The following is a 14,556-nucleotide window of genomic DNA, read 5'->3' as shown; positions in this document are numbered from 1 at the left end:
GAGAGACCCAATGGCTACTCTACTGCGCGAACACACAGCCCGAGCCACTTGGCGCGACTATCTGGAGCTGACCAAGCCACGGGTGGTCGTGCTGATGTTGATCACTTCGCTGGTCGGCATGTTTCTCGCCACGCGCGCTGGTGTGCCGTGGCAGGTGCTGATTTTCGGCAACCTCGGCATCGGCTTGTGCGCAGGCGGCGCGGCGGCGGTGAATCACGTGGTCGACCGGCGAATCGACTCGGTCATGGCGCGCACTCATAAACGCCCACTGGCGGAAGGCCGGGTCTCGCCGACAGCGGCCATCAGTTTCGCATTGCTGCTTTCGGTCGCGGGTTTGAGCATGTTGCTGGCCTTCACCAATGAACTGGCCGCGTGGCTGACACTGGCATCGCTGCTCGGTTACGCGGTTCTTTATACCGGCTTTCTCAAGCGGGCCACGCCGCAGAATATCGTGATCGGCGGCCTTGCTGGCGCAGCCCCACCGCTGCTCGGCTGGGTGGCAGTCACCGGCCATGTAGGTGCCGAGCCGCTGCTGCTGGTGTTGATTATCTTTGCCTGGACGCCACCGCATTTCTGGGCGCTGGCGATTCACCGCAAGGCCGAATACGCCAAGGCCAATATTCCGATGCTGCCGGTCACGCATGGCGAGCACTACACCAAGATCCATATCATCCTGTACACCTGCATCATGTTCGCGGTGACGCTGCTGCCATTTGTTATCCACATGAGCGGCCTGCTGTATCTGGCCTGCGCTGTCGTTTTGGGCGGGCGCTTTATGTTCTGGGCTGTGGTGTTGTACCGTGACTCCCGGCCGCATGCCGCGATCAACACTTTCAAGTACAGTATCTGGTACTTGTTCCTGCTGTTTATCGCGCTGCTGCTCGACCACTACCTGCTGATCAACCTATAGAAAATTGGTGCTATGACCCGTACTCAGAAAACTGTTTTTGTGCTCTTCGCCATTGTTGCTCTGGTACTGGGCCTCACCGTTAACAAGGTTCTCAACAGCAAGGGGCAGGCTGATCCGACCAAGCTGCTCGACGCAGGAATTGTGCTGCTGCCGCAAAGCCGCAACCTGCCCGACCTTGAACTGACTGACCAGAATGGCCAGCCGTTTAAAGTCAGCCAGTTCAAGGATCAATGGAGCCTGCTGTTCTTTGGCTACACCTTCTGCCCGGATATCTGCCCGGCCACGCTTGCCGAGCTGCGTCAGATTCGCGGCCAGCTACCGGCCGAGACGCGTGACAAATTGCGCATCGTCATGATCAGCGTCGACCCGAACCGCGATACCCCGGAGCAGCTGAAAAAGTACCTGAACTACTTCGATCCGCAGTTCATGGGCCTGACTGCGCCTGAGCCGGTCATCCAGAAACTCGCCAACGCGGTGAGCATCCCGTTCATTCCTGCCGACACCAGCAAGCCCAACTACACCGTCGACCACAGCGGTAATCTGGTAATCATTGGCCCAGACGGCACCCAGCGCGGCTTTATCCGCGCACCGTTGAACAATCAGAAGCTGGTTGAGCAATTACCCGAACTGGTTGCCGAGTAAGCCCAAAAGGCCGTTGAAAAACGGCCGTTTTACAGCGAGCGCGCCAGCGCGATCAGCTCATCGCGCCACTGGGCGGCGGCAGGCAACGCCAGAAACGAAGGGTTAAGCAGCGACTCACGCGCTTCATAGCGCAGCACCTCGCCATTCAGGCGCAGCACTTCACCGCCCGCGCCTTCGAGTACGCCTTGGGCGGCGGCTGTGTCCCACTGCGAAGTTGGCGCCAGCCGCGGATAGAAATCCGCTGTGCCTTGGGCCAGCTGACAAAATTTCAGCGAGCTGCCCACGCTCACGCAATCCAAATTACCAAAGCGCTGTGCCAACCCTTCGAGCAATTGTTCCTGCTCCGGGCTTGAATGACGGCGACTGGCAACCACGGTAAACGCTGCAACGGGCTGATTACGCACATTAATCGGACGCTCACGGCCATCGGCCTCGGTGAGCTTTGCGCCCAGACCTGCACCGCCGGAATAACAGCGACCGCTGACCGGCAAACCCACCACGCCAAACACCACGCGACCCTCTTCGATCAGCGCGACGTTAACGGTGAATTCGTCGCTGCCGCTGATGAACTCCTTGGTGCCATCCAACGGATCAACCAGCCACCAGCGCTGCCAACTGGCGCGCTCGCTGAGGGCGATGTCGGCATCTTCTTCAGACAACACGGCAATGCCCGGGTCCAGCGCCTTAAGCCCGTCCATCAGCACATGGTGCGCGGCCAAATCTGCAGCAGTCACTGGCGAGGCGTCGGCCTTTTCAGTCACGGCAACGTCCTCGCGCCAGAACGGCAAAATGGCTTTTCCCGCCTCGCGCACTAATTTCTCAACCGCCGGTATCAATGCGTGGCTCATGCGCCGAACTCCCCGCGCTGGGTCAGAATATCGCGCGCCAGATACAGCGCCGCCAATGCCCGGCCTTCGCTGAACAGCGGGTTTTCAATCAGCGTCGAGAGCTGCTTGAGGCTGGTTTTCTCAACCCGCATTGGCTCCGGCTCATCGCCCGGCAAGCGCTCCTCATAAAGATCCTGCGCCAGCACCACGTGAATCTTCTGGCTCATATAGCCAGGCGAAAGGCTCAGCTCGGCGAGCAACTCCAGCTTGTTAGCCCCGAAACCGGCCTCTTCCTTAAGCTCGCGATTGGCCGCCACCAAGACGTCTTCACCCGGCTCGACCAAACCTTTAGGCAAGGACATCTGATAATCGTCGGTGCCGCCGCAGTACTCCTCAACCAGCAAGGCGTGCTCGCTGTCGATCATCGCCACCACCATGACCGCGCCATAACCCGAACCTTTACCGACCAGGCGTTCATAGGTGCGCTCAACGCCGTTACTGAAACGCAGCTGCAACTCTTCAACCCTGAACAAGCGGCTGCTGGCGACAATCTCGCGGGCGAGTACGGTGGGCTTCTGCGGCATGAGTGCGACTCCTTCGGGTGACCTGACGGGTTATCATACCGTGCCTTTGCACGATTCCCCGCTGCAGTTTAGCGGTGTGAGCAACCGCTGGGGCAAATCGACCACGGGGCGCAGTTGTCGCAGCGCTCAGGCGCGTAGTTATCCACAGGGGCCAGCAAGTCGTCTTGCGCCGGGTGCTTATGCCTTTAAGCTATCCGGGTTTAATCCACACAGGCTAGGTAAGGCTGAACATGACACACCTGAACTGGAACACGATAGACACTGTTCTGCTGGACATGGACGGCACCCTGCTCGACCTGCATTTCGATAACCACTTCTGGCTCGAACACCTGCCGCAACGCTACGCCGAGCATCACGGTATCAGCCGCGCGCTGGCAGATGCCGAACTGATACCGCTGTTTCGCGAGCACGCCGGCCAGCTCAACTGGTACTGCACTGATTTCTGGAGCCGCGAATTGCGCTTGTCGATCCCCGACCTCAAGCGTGAAGTTGCCGAACTGATTGCGTTGCGCCCGGACGCAGACACCTTTCTGGGGGCGATCCGCAGCGCGGGTAAGCGGGTGATTCTGATCACCAATGCCCACCGCGACTCGTTGTCGCTGAAAATGGAGCGCATTGAGCTGGCGCCCTACTTCGAGCGCATGATCAGCTCTCACGACTATGGATTTGCCAAGGAGAACCAGCAGTTCTGGTTTGCCCTGCAAGCCGAGGTCAACTTCGATCCGGCGCGCAGCCTGTTTATTGATGACAGCCTGGCCGTGCTGCGCAGCGCCCGCACCTACGGCATCGGCCACTTGCTGGCCGTGCGCGAACCCGACAGCAAGGCGGGGCCGAAAGACACCGAAGAGTTTGCCGCCGTAGACGATTACCGGGAATTGCTCACAGGCCTGTGAGGCAGGCGCGAGCAGCAACTCAGCTAACCATCAGCCGACTGCCCCGCGCTGCGATTAGCCAGCGCGGAGCCTTGCGGATTACTCGGATGGAATACGCAGCACCTGCCCCGGATAAATCTTGTCCGGATGGCTGAGCATCGGCTTGTTAGCCTCGAAAATCTTCATGTAGGCATTGGCATTGCCCAGTTCGGCCTTGGCGATCGCGCTCAGCGTGTCACCCTTCTTGACGGTAACGAAACGCGCTTCTGGCGCCGGCGTAGCCACGGTAATGTTGTCTTCTACTTCTGAAACACCTTCGACGTTACCCAGCGCCAGCAGGATCTTCTCCTTCTCCTCCTGAGTCGCGACCTCGCCGCTGGCGGTCACCTTCTCGCCCTCGACGGACAGCTGAATGGCAGGATTGCCCAAACCGACCTTGGCGACGTGCGCTTGCAGTGATTCAGCCGCTTGAGCTTCCGAGCCAACCACTGACTCCCAGAGTTTTACGCCTGCCTCTTTCACGAAACTGAAAATACTCATCGCGATTCCTCTATGTCCTTGGGAAAATTCCGAGTAGCAATTACTCGGAACTCAAAGACTAGACGGTATACGGCGGCCTGCGGCTCCACTCGTCAAACTTTGCTGTATATCTTCTTGCTGATGCCGTCCGCCAGTACCAGCGGCCCCGCTCGGTCGCGATGCAGGCTAGAATCGGGGCGCCCCGGAGGAGCCGCGCATGGACATCAAACAACTCAAATTCCTTATTGCTCTGGATGAGACGCGCCACTTTGGCCAGGCGGCGGCACGCTGTCACATCAGCCAGCCGACGTTGTCGATGCGCCTGCGCAACCTTGAGCAAGAACTGGGTTTACAGTTGGTACGCCGTGGCCAGCGTTTTGAAGGATTCAGCGAAGAAGGTGAGCGGATTCTGGCCTGGGCGCGCAGCCTGATGGCCGCACACGATGGCCTGTACGCCGAAGCCGCCGCTTGCCGTGGCCAACTGGTCGGCACCTTGCGGCTGGGCATGGTGCCGTTGGCCGGTTTCGATCCGATGAGCTTGGTGGCCTTTTTCGGCAAAAAACATCCGGGCCTGCATTTTCAGTTGTTCTCACTGAGCAGCGAGCAGATTCTCGAACGCCTCGGACGTAACCAGATTGATCTGGGCTTGTCTTATCTCGACCGGCTGGACCGCGAGCACTACGACAGCCTGGAGCTGGCCGACACGCGCATGGGCTTGCTGCACGACAGCCGTCACTTTGCGTTCAGCAATGCGCAACTGAGCTGGGAAAACCTGATCGACCTGCCGCTGGGGTTGCTGTCGAGCGGCATGCATTTTCGCCAGTCGATTGACCACAACTTCCGCTCACGCGGTTTGCTGCCCAAACCGAAACTGGAAACCGATGCGGTGCATCAGCTCCTGCAAGCGGTGAGCGCCGGCCTGTGTTGCGCCATCATGCCGCTGCGCAGTGGTCTCGCTGACTTTACCGAGCACCTGACACTCACGCCAATTGAAGACGCCCACACGCTCGCGCCACTGGGTTTGATCATGCGTCGCAATGCGCCGCGCTCGGCACTGGCTGAAGCCTGCTTCGATGAGACCCGCAGTTTCCAGCCCAATGCCGTGGAGTAGCGTCATCATAGATGGCATCTATCAATGGATCAGCCATAGCGATTAGACGCTGCCCCTTGATGCCACCTAAGCTAATGAGACATTAAGTCGCAGGTCTTACTGCTCATGTCTCGTAGCGCGCAGCTCAAACCCTTTTCTCAGCCCATTCCGCAGCCGCAACCGGCAGCTGAGTACAGCTACGTCGAACTCGACTCGACAGGCCTTGCGGCGCGCGTGCAGCTAGCAGAAGAAGTGGCAATCGCCATCAGTTATAACGGCATAAACCATGCCGTTATGATGGTTTCGCCCTCTTCAGCCGAGGACTTCATACGCGGTTTGAGCCTCAGCAGCGGCGTGATCAACCGCGTCGATGAGATCTACGATATTCACCTCGAATACAGCGCCGCATCGATCAGCGCCAATGTCAGCATCAGCAACCGCGCATTCTGGGCACTCAAACAACAGCGTCGCCAATTAGCCGGCACCAGTGGCTGCGGCCTTTGCGGTGTCGCCGCGCTGGAGCAAGCCCTGCCCACGCTGACACCACTGCCGCCAAGCGCACTGCCGCCTGCCGCGCACCTTCACAATTTGCGTCCGCGCATCGCCACCGCGCAAAAAATGGCCCGCCACAGTGGCGCGCTTCACGCCGCGTTATGGGTAAACGTGCAAGGAGAGGTGAGTCTCTGCCGCGAAGACATTGGCCGCCATAACGCGCTCGACAAACTGATCGGCGCCGCACTCGACGAAGGCCAAAATCTGGCGCAAGGATTTGTGGTGGTCACCAGCCGTTGCAGCCTTGAGCTGATTCACAAAGCAGTACGCAGTGGCATCGCCACGCTCGTCAGTTTGTCTGCGCCCACCGCCCTCACCGTGGAATGGGCGCGCCAGTACAACCTCAATCTGATCCATTTACCTCATCACAATGCGCCCCGGGTTTTCAGCCCGGCGCCGCGCCAAAGCGAGCCTTGCCAATGAGCCTGCAATCGGTAAACCCCCGGTATAAACCTTACAAAGGCGCCGCCGCCGGTTGGGGTGCATTGCGCAGCGTCACGCGGTTTTGGCTGGACAGCAAACAGCCGTTCAAGAACCTGCGCGCCCTGCTCAAGACCAATCAGAACGGCGGCTTCGATTGCCCCGGCTGCGCATGGGGCGACTCGCCGGAAGATGGCCACATCAAATTCTGCGAAAACGGCGCCAAGGCGGTGAACTGGGAAGCCACCAGCCGCCGGGTCGACAGTGCATTTTTTGCCCGCTATAGCGTCAGCCAACTGCGTGAGCAGAGTGACTACTGGCTGGAATATCAGGGCCGCCTGACCGAACCGATGCGTTACGACGCTGCACAGGATCGCTACGTACCGGTGAACTGGAATGATGCCTTTGCCCTGATTGCAGAGCATTTACGCGCACTCGAAAACCCTAATCAGGCCGAGTTTTACACCTCGGGCCGGGCCAGCAACGAGGCGGCCTACCTGTATCAGTTATTCGTGCGCGCCTTCGGCAGCAACAACTTCCCCGACTGCTCGAACATGTGCCACGAGGCCAGCGGCGTGAGCCTGGGTCAGAGCATTGGCATCGGCAAGGGCACGGTTACCTTCGCGGACTTTGATCACGCCGATGCGATTTTTGTCCTCGGGCAGAATCCGGGCACCAACCACCCGCGCATGCTCGAACCCCTGCGTGAGGCCGTAAAGCGCGGTGCACAAGTGGTGTGTTTCAATCCGCTGAAAGAACGCGGGCTTGAGCGTTTTCAGCATCCGCAGCATCCAATCGAAATGCTCACCAACGGCAGCGAGGCGTTGAACACGGCATTCTTCCGCCCGGCTCTGGGCGGCGATATGGCGGCGATTCGGGCCATGGCCAAGTTTCTCCTGCAGTGGCAACGCGAGGCCAAAGCCAGCGGCCAGCCGGACATTTTCGACTACGCCTTTATCGATGAGCACACCGATGGCGTGGATGATTACCTGCGCCTGCTGGATGAAACATCCTGGGACTCGCTGGTCGAGCAGTCTGGCTTGAGCCTCGAGCACCTGGAACAGGCGGCAAGCCTTTATCGTCAGGCCGAACGCGTAATCATGTGCTGGGCCATGGGCATTACCCAGCACCATCACTCGGTGGCGACCATTCAGGAAATCGTCAACCTGCAGCTGCTGCGCGGCAATCTCGGGCGTAAAGGCGCCGGTTTATGCCCGGTGCGCGGCCACAGCAATGTGCAGGGTGACCGCACCATGGGCATTAACGATCGGCCATCGCAGGAGTTTCTTGATCGCCTACAGCAGCGTTTCGAGTTTGCCGTGCCACGGGACAGCGGCCACAACACTGTCGAGGCGATCAACGCCATGCTCGCGGGCGAGGCAAAAGTATTTATCGGTCTGGGCGGCAACTTCGCCCAAGCCACACCCGACAGCCCGCTCAGCCACAAGGCGTTGGCCAATTGCGATTTGACCGTGCAGATCAGCACCAAGCTTAACCGCAGCCACCTGACTACCGGCAAAGACGCGCTGATTCTGCCGTGCCTTGGGCGCACCGATATCGACATGCAAGCCAACGGCCCGCAAGCGGTGACGGTTGAAGACTCGTTCAGCATGATCCACGCATCATTCGGTCAGTTGCAGCCAATCTCGGCAGACATGCGCTCGGAACCAGCGATTCTGGCGGGCATCGCGCACGCCACATTAGGTAATCATCCGGTGAACTGGTTGGAATTGATTGCCGACTATGACCGGATTCGCCAGCTGATCGCCGACACCATTCCGGGCTTTAGCGACTTCAATACCCGGGTCAAACATCCAGGCGGTTTTTATCTGGGTAACTCGGCGGCCGAACGGCGCTGGCTGACCCCGACCGGCAAGGCCAATTTCAAGGCAAACCCGTTACTGGCAGATCTGTTGCCGGCGCAGGTGCGCAACAGCGGCCAGAGCGCGGATTTGATCTTGCAAACGCTGCGCTCGCACGATCAGTACAACACCACTATTTATGGCCTGGATGACCGCTATCGCGGAGTTAAGGGGCAACGCAAAGTATTGTTTGCCAATGCAGCAGATATCGTCCGCCTCGGTTACAAGCCAGGCCAGGTTGTGGATATCTGTTCATTGTGGGATGACGACGTGGCGCGCAAGGTGCAGGGTTTCACCTTGCTGGCATTTGATATTCCGGCGGGTCAGGCCGCGGCGTATTACCCCGAAGCAAACCCGTTGGTGCCGCTGCAAAGTTATGGTGCTGGCAGCTTTACCCCAACCTCGAAATTCATCGCCATCAAGCTTGAAAGAGCGGCAGCCAACCAGCGCATTATCTGAGGTTCAAGAGCGCATAAACCGGCCTGAAAACAGGCGAACTCAAATGCCCTAAACAGGTTTAAGACTGCCCGTTTTCACAAAAGTTCTTGTTTAAAAACAGATAGTTAAATTATGTGCGCAAACCCGACTATTCGTCGGGTTTTGCTTGCCTGACACAGCACACAAACATGAGGATCGGCGCGTGATATCCACTTGAGCGAGCTGATATGAAGTACTCATCAATTCTGTTACTGACCCTCGGCCTTAGTGCTGGACAAGCCTTTGCAGGCAACACCGAAGCGGGTGTTGGCGGTGCATTGGGTGGTGTTCTCGGCGCCGTTGTAGGCCAGCAAGTGGGTGGCAATACTGGCGCTACCATTGGTGCCGGTGTCGGCGGCGCAGCAGGCGGCATGGTTGGCGCAGATCGCCGCAGTCGCACAGAGGCGGCCATCGGTGGCGCTCTGGGCGGCGCGGGTGGTAACGCGATCGGACGCAGTGTCGGCGGCACCAACGGCGGCCTGATCGGCGCAGCGCTGGGTGGCGGCGCAGGCGCAGCACTGGGTAATAATTACGGCGACGACGGCCGTCGTGATGACCGCCGAGGTTATCGCGATGACCGTCATTACTACCGTGACGACCGTCATTATCACAAGCACCACAAACACAAAGGCAAGCACAAGGGCTGGCATCACGGCCACCGCCACTGATGTGCTGCGCGCTGCTGATTGACGCGGCGCAGTTGTAAGGTCATCCGACAAGATTGAATTATCTGTCACCACCAGCGTCCAAACTTTGACTGAATGATAAATCTGCATTGCTGCGAGTGCGCGATGCAGCCCCTGACAACTGAGGTATGACGATGCGAACTTTATTAACAGCTTTGCTTATGAGTGCGGCTGTGAGCCCTCTGGCATTTGCCGGCGATAATGGCAGCGTTGCAGTCGGCAGCGGCGTGGGTGGCGCATTGGGCAACGTGATCGGTTCACAAGTCGGTGGCAGCACCGGCGCGACTATTGGCTCCGGCGTCGGTGGCGCAGTCGGTGGCGCAGCAACCGCACGTGACGGCAACAAGACCGAAGCAGCCCTCGGCGGCGGCTTGGGTGCTGCGGGCGGCTCAGCGATTGGTAATTCGCTGGGCGGCAGCACCGGGTCGCTGATTGGCGCAGGCGTTGGCGGAGCCGCCGGTGGCGCGTTGGCCAACGACATTGCCGACGACAACCGCCACGACGACAACCGCGGCCACAAGAAAAACAAGCACAAGAAACACAAACATCATTGATTCCTTGTGCTTGATGCTGGCCGGACGATTGTGACGACGGAAGCCGCGTCGCAGGTTTCATCATCACCTGCAAATGCAATTGATCCCGGAGGATGGTTAACCCATCGGGTAAACCGTCATGGCCATTGCCGGATCAAAACCCGATCGCGTCCGACCATACGATTGTCATGACGGAAGCCGCGTCGCGGATTCCATCCGCCGCAGGTTTCATCACCTGTAAATACGATTGATCCGGAGGATGGTTAACCCAACGGGTAAACCATCATGACCATTGCGCGGTCAAAACCTGATCGCGTCCGACCATACGATTGTCATGACGGAAGCCGCGTCGCGGATTCCATCCTCCGCAGGTTTCATCACCTGTAAATGCAATCCATCCCGGAGGATGGTTAACCCAACGGGTAAACCGTCATGGCCATTGCACGGTCAAAACCCGATCGCGTCCGACCGGATGATTGTGATGACGTAAGCCGCGCCACGGATTCCATCCACCGGCATCTTTCATCATCACCTGTAAATGCAATCCATCCCGGAGGATGGTTAACCCAACGGGTAAACCGTCATGGCCATTGCACGGTCAAAACCCGATCGCGCCCGACCGAACGATTGCAATGACGGAAGCCGCGTCGCGGATTCCATCCTCCGCAGGTTTCATCACCTGTAAATGCGATTGGTCATGGTCTAAACCAATATCGCCTCAAGGGCTGCCCGCAAATCTGCTGGGATTGGCACCGGGCGATTGCTTTCGCGGTCCACGAACACGTGAATAAAGCGCCCCGCTGCGCAGGCTTGTTCTTCGCCTTCCTTGAATACCGCCAACTCGTACTGCACTGAACTGTTGCCCAGCTTGCCAACGCGCAAGCCCAATTCTATGCGCTCAGGAAAGGCGATGGAGGCGAAGTAATCGCAGCTTGAACTGACCACGAACCCAACTACATCCCCGCCATGAATATCCAAGCCGCCCACTTCGATCAGGTAGCTGTTCACGGCGCTGTCGAAGTAGCTGTAATAGGTCACGTTATTCACATGGCCGTAGATGTCGTTATCGTGCCAACGCGTGGTTATCGCCTGAAAACGTTTGTAGTCATCACGTAAATGTTGCGTCTGGCTCATGAACTGTTTCCGTGGTTGTGAAGGGCGACAAACTCGGCTCAATAAGCCGACTGGTAAATGGCCAGCGCGTGCTGTTCGGTCATCTCGCGCGGGTTATTCACCAGCAAACGCTGCTGCAACATCGCATCGGCTGCCAAGCGCGGAAGCATGTCTTGCGGCACTCCGGCTTCGCGCAGCCGCGTCGGCAGGCCGCAACGCTCGTTCAAATCTGCCAACTCGAGAATGAACTGCTCAGTCTGGTCCATCACGCTGGCCGAACGCAGTCGATCGCCCAACACCAGCGGCGCCAGCTCTGCATACAAGAGCGCAGCAGAGGCGGCGTTGAAACCGAGCACATGCGGCAGCACCAATGCGTTACTCAGGCCATGCGGGATGTGAAAGTGGCCGCCCAGCGGGTACGCCAGTGCATGCACCGCCGCCACAGGCGCATTGGCGAAGGCCTGACCGGCCAGGTTAGCGCCGAGCAACATGGCCTGGCGGGCGGCGAGATTGCTGCCGTTGTGCACCACTTCATCGAGATTTGCCGCGAGCAGACGCAAGGCTTCACGCGCCAGCATGTCTGACAGCGGGTTCTTTTTCAGCTTACTGGTGTACGCCTCAATCGCGTGAACCATGGCATCAATGCCCGTCGCAGCGGTGATCGCCGGCGGCAGGCCGAGGGTCAGCTCAGCGTCGAGCAGCGCAATATCCGGGAGCAGCAGCGCCGAAACCACGCCCATCTTGGTGGTTTCACCGGTGGTAATAATGGCCACCGTGGTGACTTCCGAGCCGGTACCGGCAGTGGTTGGCACCTGAATCAGCGGCAGACGCTGGCCTTTGGCGTTATCCACCCCAAAAATATCATCCAGACGCTGGGTGCTTTGCGGATGGGCAAGCAATGCCACCAGTTTGGCGACATCCATCGAGCTGCCGCCACCAAAGCCGACCACTAATTGCGCATCAAGCGCTCTGGCCTGAGTGATCGCTTGCTCGACAATAGCTTGCGGCGGATCAGCTACGACCTGATCAAACACTTCAACCGCGACACCGGCCGCGCCGAATCCGGGCAGGATACTGTCGAGCAAGCCGAGTTTGGTGATGCCCGGGTCGGTGACGATAAACACCCGGCCGACATTACGCTCTTTGCACAGCGCCGCCAGATTACGCGCAGCCCCCGATTCACAGATAATCCGGGCACTGGTGACAAAGTTGAATGGCTGCATGGCTCAGGCCTCTTTTTTATTGGCTATAGGCAACAGACTAGCGTGTTCAGCAGGTGAGCACCCCACGCGGCGCGGCAATTGCGCCAACGCGGGGGCCAAGATCAGAACTTTCGGTGCCGCACGTCGGCGAATTTTTTCTGCGCCGCCGCCAGCTGGCTAATCAGCCGGGCGGGCTTCCAGTGATCGCCCAGACAGGCTTGCAAGCTCTGCAAACGCTGCTCGATTTCGGCTACGCCCTGCTCATCTGCCCAGCTCATGGGGCCGCCGCGCTCGGCCGGGAAGCCATAACCATTGAGATAGACCAGGTCGATGTCGTGGCTGTTGGCGGCGATGTCTTCCTCAAGGATTTTCGCGCCCTCATTTACCAGCGCCAGCAAGCAGCGCTCGAGAATTTCCTCAGCACCGATCTCGCGGCGCTCGAAACCCAGTGACTCGGAAACTTCCTGCACCAGCGCATCGACCTCGGGATCATGCTCGGCCTGACGGCTGCCTTCGGCGTAGCGGTAGTAACCCATGCGCGCCTTCTGGCCAAAACGACCGAGTTCACACAGACGATTATCAACCTGCACCGCCGGATCATCCTGGCCCTTGCCGGCGAGTTCGCGTGCCCGCCATTCCAGATCAATACCGACCACGTCGTACATCCGAAACGGGCCCATGGCGAAGCCGAAACCCTGCAACGCCGCATCGATCTGATGCGGCCAGGCGCCCTCGAGCAACATCATCCGCGCCTCGCGGACATAAGTGTGGAGCATTCGGTTGCCGATAAAACCATGGCAATTGCCTGCCACCACACTGACTTTGCCAATGCGCTGTCCCAGCGCGAGGGTGGCTTCCAGCACCGCAGGCGATGTTTTCGCACCCCGCACGATTTCGAGTAGTTTCATGATGTGCGCAGGGCTGAAGAAATGCAGGCCCAACACCGATTCCGGGCGGCTGGTGGCGCCGGCGATGGCGTCGATATCCAGTGCCGAAGTGTTGCTGGCCAGAATCGCGCCCGGCTTTAGCGTGGCGTCCAGCGTGCGGAAGATCTGCTGTTTGAGTTCGAGGTTTTCGTAGACCGCCTCGATCACCAGATCCACATCCGCCAGTGCCGCATATTCGCTGACCGGCGTGACGCAAGCCAGGCGCTCAGCAGACTGCTCGGCACTGATGCGCCCCAGCTTGACGTTGTGCGCGTTGGTTTGAGCAACCACGGCGAGCGCCTGCTCAAGCATCTGCGGATTATTGTCCAGCCACAGGACCTTGATGCCGGCGTTGGCCAAACTCATGACGATGCCCCGCCCCATGGTTCCGGCACCAATCACAGCGGCTTGCTGCACGTTATACGCATTGCTCATACACAGGCCTCATCTTCAGCGAGAGTGATTCGAGATCCTCCAACCATAAGCAAGACGCCGGACTTTTAGAAATTTAGTCGTGTGATGAGCCGCATTCAGCGGATGAATAAGCTCACGCAAGGCTTATAAAAATAAACCAACTGCCCGCCGCAGGCCGAGCTAGGCTGAAGTAAGACTCAACGGGTGGTAGGAATCTGTGCATGAAACCATTGAAAAATCTTTATCTGTATTTCCAGGATGGTCAGCGTCTGGCGCTTCGTTTCCCGCAACAAAGTGACGATCCGGTGGTAATCGCCCGCAGCCTGCGCAAACAACTGGAAACCCCGATGCTGAGTATTGAGGTCGATGGTGACTTGTTGATGATTCCACGCGAAAGCATCAAATATCTGCAGATATCCCCTGCTCCGGTTTCCCTGCCCGACCCGGTGATCAGAGGTGCCGAGGTGATTCAGTAGGCGCGATACAGCTATTGATAGGTCTTTCCCATATGCTGCAGCCAGCCGTCTTCATGGCGTCCGCGAGGGTCGCGGTGCGTCCAGTGGATGACGCCGCCCTTATCGTTCCATTCGTATTCACCGGCAAAACCGACCGTATCGCCCTCGCGCAAACCGCTGACGCGCGGCGCCAGATCGATATTATGGGCGACCAGCACCACCGGCCCATTGTTGCCCACACGCATCAGAAAGCGCTGATGCTGCGAGCCCCGCGTGTCATCCTTGAGCACCTTGATCACAACCCCCTGACCTTGCACCTGAACATCGCTGCGCTGATCGGCGTAAGCCTGTGCAACAGCAGACTCGCCACCCGTAGGCGCGCTGCTCAGGCCGGGAATTTGTAGGCCTTGCTCTTGAGCAACAACAAAAGCCAGAGCGGCGGCCGCAATCAGGTAGATAATTTTTTTCATAA

At 58.8% G+C, this 14,556-nt stretch carries 16 protein-coding genes; 9 read left to right on the top strand and 7 right to left on the bottom strand.

Translation table 11 applies throughout. From position 1 onward, the window contains the following. Positions 1-10 precede the first annotated feature (10 nt). Together cyoE and FEZ62_RS11075 are read left to right on the top strand one after the other, a co-directional pair. Entirely contained in the window at positions 11-910 is a 900-nt protein-coding gene (gene cyoE / locus FEZ62_RS11080) for a heme o synthase (protein WP_172927683.1), read from the top strand. Between the two features lie 12 nt (positions 911-922). Further along, complete coding sequence (locus tag FEZ62_RS11075; RefSeq protein ID WP_150548132.1) at positions 923-1,552, top strand: SCO family protein; 630 nt, start codon at positions 923-925, stop codon at positions 1,550-1,552. A gap of 29 nt (positions 1,553-1,581) precedes the next feature. On the opposite strand, the gene cysQ is transcribed toward FEZ62_RS11075, so the two are convergent. Both cysQ and nudE read right to left on the bottom strand, forming a co-directional pair. Then, positions 1,582-2,400 carry a 3'(2'),5'-bisphosphate nucleotidase CysQ gene (gene cysQ / locus FEZ62_RS11070; RefSeq protein ID WP_172927682.1) on the bottom strand — a complete coding sequence of 273 codons (819 nt, stop codon included), beginning with the start codon at positions 2,398-2,400 and terminating at the stop codon, positions 1,582-1,584. Beyond that, positions 2,397-2,963 carry an ADP compounds hydrolase NudE gene (gene nudE / locus FEZ62_RS11065; RefSeq protein WP_090515639.1) on the bottom strand — a complete coding sequence of 189 codons (567 nt, stop codon included), beginning with the start codon at positions 2,961-2,963 and terminating at the stop codon, positions 2,397-2,399. Before nudE ends, cysQ begins: the two co-directional genes overlap by 4 nt. Positions 2,964-3,193: 230 nt before the next feature. On the opposite strand from nudE, the gene yrfG reads away from it, so the two are divergent. Further along, a complete protein-coding gene (yrfG, locus tag FEZ62_RS11060; protein ID WP_172927681.1) occupies positions 3,194-3,856 on the top strand; it encodes a GMP/IMP nucleotidase in 663 nt (220 codons plus the stop codon). A gap of 78 nt (positions 3,857-3,934) precedes the next feature. Here the strand turns inward: yrfG and lysM are convergent, their stop codons facing one another. Then, complete coding sequence (lysM, locus tag FEZ62_RS11055; protein ID WP_069902349.1) at positions 3,935-4,375, bottom strand: peptidoglycan-binding protein LysM; 441 nt, start codon at positions 4,373-4,375, stop codon at positions 3,935-3,937. 196 nt (positions 4,376-4,571) lie between these two features. On the opposite strand from lysM, the gene FEZ62_RS11050 reads away from it, so the two are divergent. From FEZ62_RS11050 to FEZ62_RS11030, 5 genes are all read left to right on the top strand, one after another. Beyond that, complete coding sequence (locus FEZ62_RS11050) at positions 4,572-5,465, top strand: LysR family transcriptional regulator (RefSeq protein WP_172927680.1); 894 nt, start codon at positions 4,572-4,574, stop codon at positions 5,463-5,465. A 105-nt stretch (positions 5,466-5,570) separates the two neighbouring features. Beyond that, complete coding sequence (gene fdhD / locus FEZ62_RS11045) at positions 5,571-6,419, top strand: formate dehydrogenase accessory sulfurtransferase FdhD (protein ID WP_172927679.1); 849 nt, start codon at positions 5,571-5,573, stop codon at positions 6,417-6,419. Next, entirely contained in the window at positions 6,416-8,737 is a 2,322-nt protein-coding gene (locus tag FEZ62_RS11040) for an FdhF/YdeP family oxidoreductase (protein ID WP_172927678.1), read from the top strand. Before fdhD ends, FEZ62_RS11040 begins: the two co-directional genes overlap by 4 nt. A gap of 206 nt (positions 8,738-8,943) precedes the next feature. Further along, the gene (locus FEZ62_RS11035; protein ID WP_069902345.1) at positions 8,944-9,423 is read left to right on the top strand and encodes a hypothetical protein; all 480 of its coding nucleotides are present in this window, start codon (positions 8,944-8,946) and stop codon (positions 9,421-9,423) included. 152 nt (positions 9,424-9,575) lie between these two features. After that, positions 9,576-9,995, top strand: coding sequence for a glycine zipper domain-containing protein (locus tag FEZ62_RS11030; RefSeq protein ID WP_069902344.1), 420 nt, complete (start codon positions 9,576-9,578; stop codon positions 9,993-9,995). A 681-nt stretch (positions 9,996-10,676) separates the two neighbouring features. Here the strand turns inward: FEZ62_RS11030 and FEZ62_RS11025 are convergent. The 3 genes from FEZ62_RS11025 to FEZ62_RS11015 form a co-directional block, all read right to left on the bottom strand. Beyond that, entirely contained in the window at positions 10,677-11,108 is a 432-nt protein-coding gene (locus FEZ62_RS11025; protein WP_172927677.1) for a thioesterase family protein, read from the bottom strand. A gap of 38 nt (positions 11,109-11,146) precedes the next feature. Further along, positions 11,147-12,310, bottom strand: a complete 1,164-nt coding sequence (locus FEZ62_RS11020; RefSeq protein ID WP_172927676.1) for an iron-containing alcohol dehydrogenase — start codon at positions 12,308-12,310, stop codon at positions 11,147-11,149. 101 nt (positions 12,311-12,411) lie between these two features. After that, positions 12,412-13,650: a 3-hydroxyacyl-CoA dehydrogenase gene (locus FEZ62_RS11015; RefSeq protein WP_172927675.1), complete on the bottom strand. Its 1,239-nt coding sequence runs from the start codon at positions 13,648-13,650 to the stop codon at positions 12,412-12,414. 200 nt (positions 13,651-13,850) lie between these two features. Here FEZ62_RS11015 and FEZ62_RS11010 point away from each other — a divergent pair, with 200 nt between their 5' ends. Continuing rightward, on the top strand, positions 13,851-14,105 hold the full coding sequence (locus tag FEZ62_RS11010; protein WP_172927674.1) for a hypothetical protein: 255 nt from the start codon (positions 13,851-13,853) through the stop codon (positions 14,103-14,105). 11 nt (positions 14,106-14,116) lie between these two features. Here the strand turns inward: FEZ62_RS11010 and FEZ62_RS11005 are convergent, their stop codons facing one another. Next, positions 14,117-14,554 (bottom strand): DUF3465 domain-containing protein, encoded by a 438-nt coding sequence (locus tag FEZ62_RS11005; protein ID WP_172927673.1) that lies wholly within the window; start codon positions 14,552-14,554, stop codon positions 14,117-14,119. Positions 14,555-14,556: the final 2 nt, after the last annotated feature.

The organism is Pseudomonas sp. MS19, from assembly GCF_013277615.1.
Taxonomy (GTDB): Bacteria; Pseudomonadota; Gammaproteobacteria; order Pseudomonadales; family Pseudomonadaceae; genus Aquipseudomonas; species Aquipseudomonas marincola.
The sequence above is the reverse complement of the archived record's forward strand: the minus strand, read 5'-3'. Positions and strand labels throughout refer to the sequence as shown.

Bases quoted from the DNA above. Each gene is read 5' to 3' on its own strand.
- cyoE (WP_172927683.1), top strand. From the start codon at position 11: ATGGCTACTCTACTGCGCGAACACACAGCCCGAGCCACTTGGCGCGAC.
- FEZ62_RS11075 (WP_150548132.1), top strand. From the start codon at position 923: ATGACCCGTACTCAGAAAACTGTTTTTGTGCTCTTCGCCATTGTTGCT.
- cysQ (WP_172927682.1), bottom strand. From the start codon at position 2,400: ATGAGCCACGCATTGATACCGGCGGTTGAGAAATTAGTGCGCGAGGCG.
- nudE (WP_090515639.1), bottom strand. From the start codon at position 2,963: ATGCCGCAGAAGCCCACCGTACTCGCCCGCGAGATTGTCGCCAGCAGC.
- yrfG (WP_172927681.1), top strand. From the start codon at position 3,194: ATGACACACCTGAACTGGAACACGATAGACACTGTTCTGCTGGACATG.
- lysM (WP_069902349.1), bottom strand. From the start codon at position 4,375: ATGAGTATTTTCAGTTTCGTGAAAGAGGCAGGCGTAAAACTCTGGGAG.
- FEZ62_RS11050 (WP_172927680.1), top strand. From the start codon at position 4,572: ATGGACATCAAACAACTCAAATTCCTTATTGCTCTGGATGAGACGCGC.
- fdhD (WP_172927679.1), top strand. From the start codon at position 5,571: ATGTCTCGTAGCGCGCAGCTCAAACCCTTTTCTCAGCCCATTCCGCAG.
- FEZ62_RS11040 (WP_172927678.1), top strand. From the start codon at position 6,416: ATGAGCCTGCAATCGGTAAACCCCCGGTATAAACCTTACAAAGGCGCC.
- FEZ62_RS11035 (WP_069902345.1), top strand. From the start codon at position 8,944: ATGAAGTACTCATCAATTCTGTTACTGACCCTCGGCCTTAGTGCTGGA.
- FEZ62_RS11030 (WP_069902344.1), top strand. From the start codon at position 9,576: ATGCGAACTTTATTAACAGCTTTGCTTATGAGTGCGGCTGTGAGCCCT.
- FEZ62_RS11025 (WP_172927677.1), bottom strand. From the start codon at position 11,108: ATGAGCCAGACGCAACATTTACGTGATGACTACAAACGTTTTCAGGCG.
- FEZ62_RS11020 (WP_172927676.1), bottom strand. From the start codon at position 12,310: ATGCAGCCATTCAACTTTGTCACCAGTGCCCGGATTATCTGTGAATCG.
- FEZ62_RS11015 (WP_172927675.1), bottom strand. From the start codon at position 13,650: ATGAGCAATGCGTATAACGTGCAGCAAGCCGCTGTGATTGGTGCCGGA.
- FEZ62_RS11010 (WP_172927674.1), top strand. From the start codon at position 13,851: ATGAAACCATTGAAAAATCTTTATCTGTATTTCCAGGATGGTCAGCGT.
- FEZ62_RS11005 (WP_172927673.1), bottom strand. From the start codon at position 14,554: ATGAAAAAAATTATCTACCTGATTGCGGCCGCCGCTCTGGCTTTTGTT.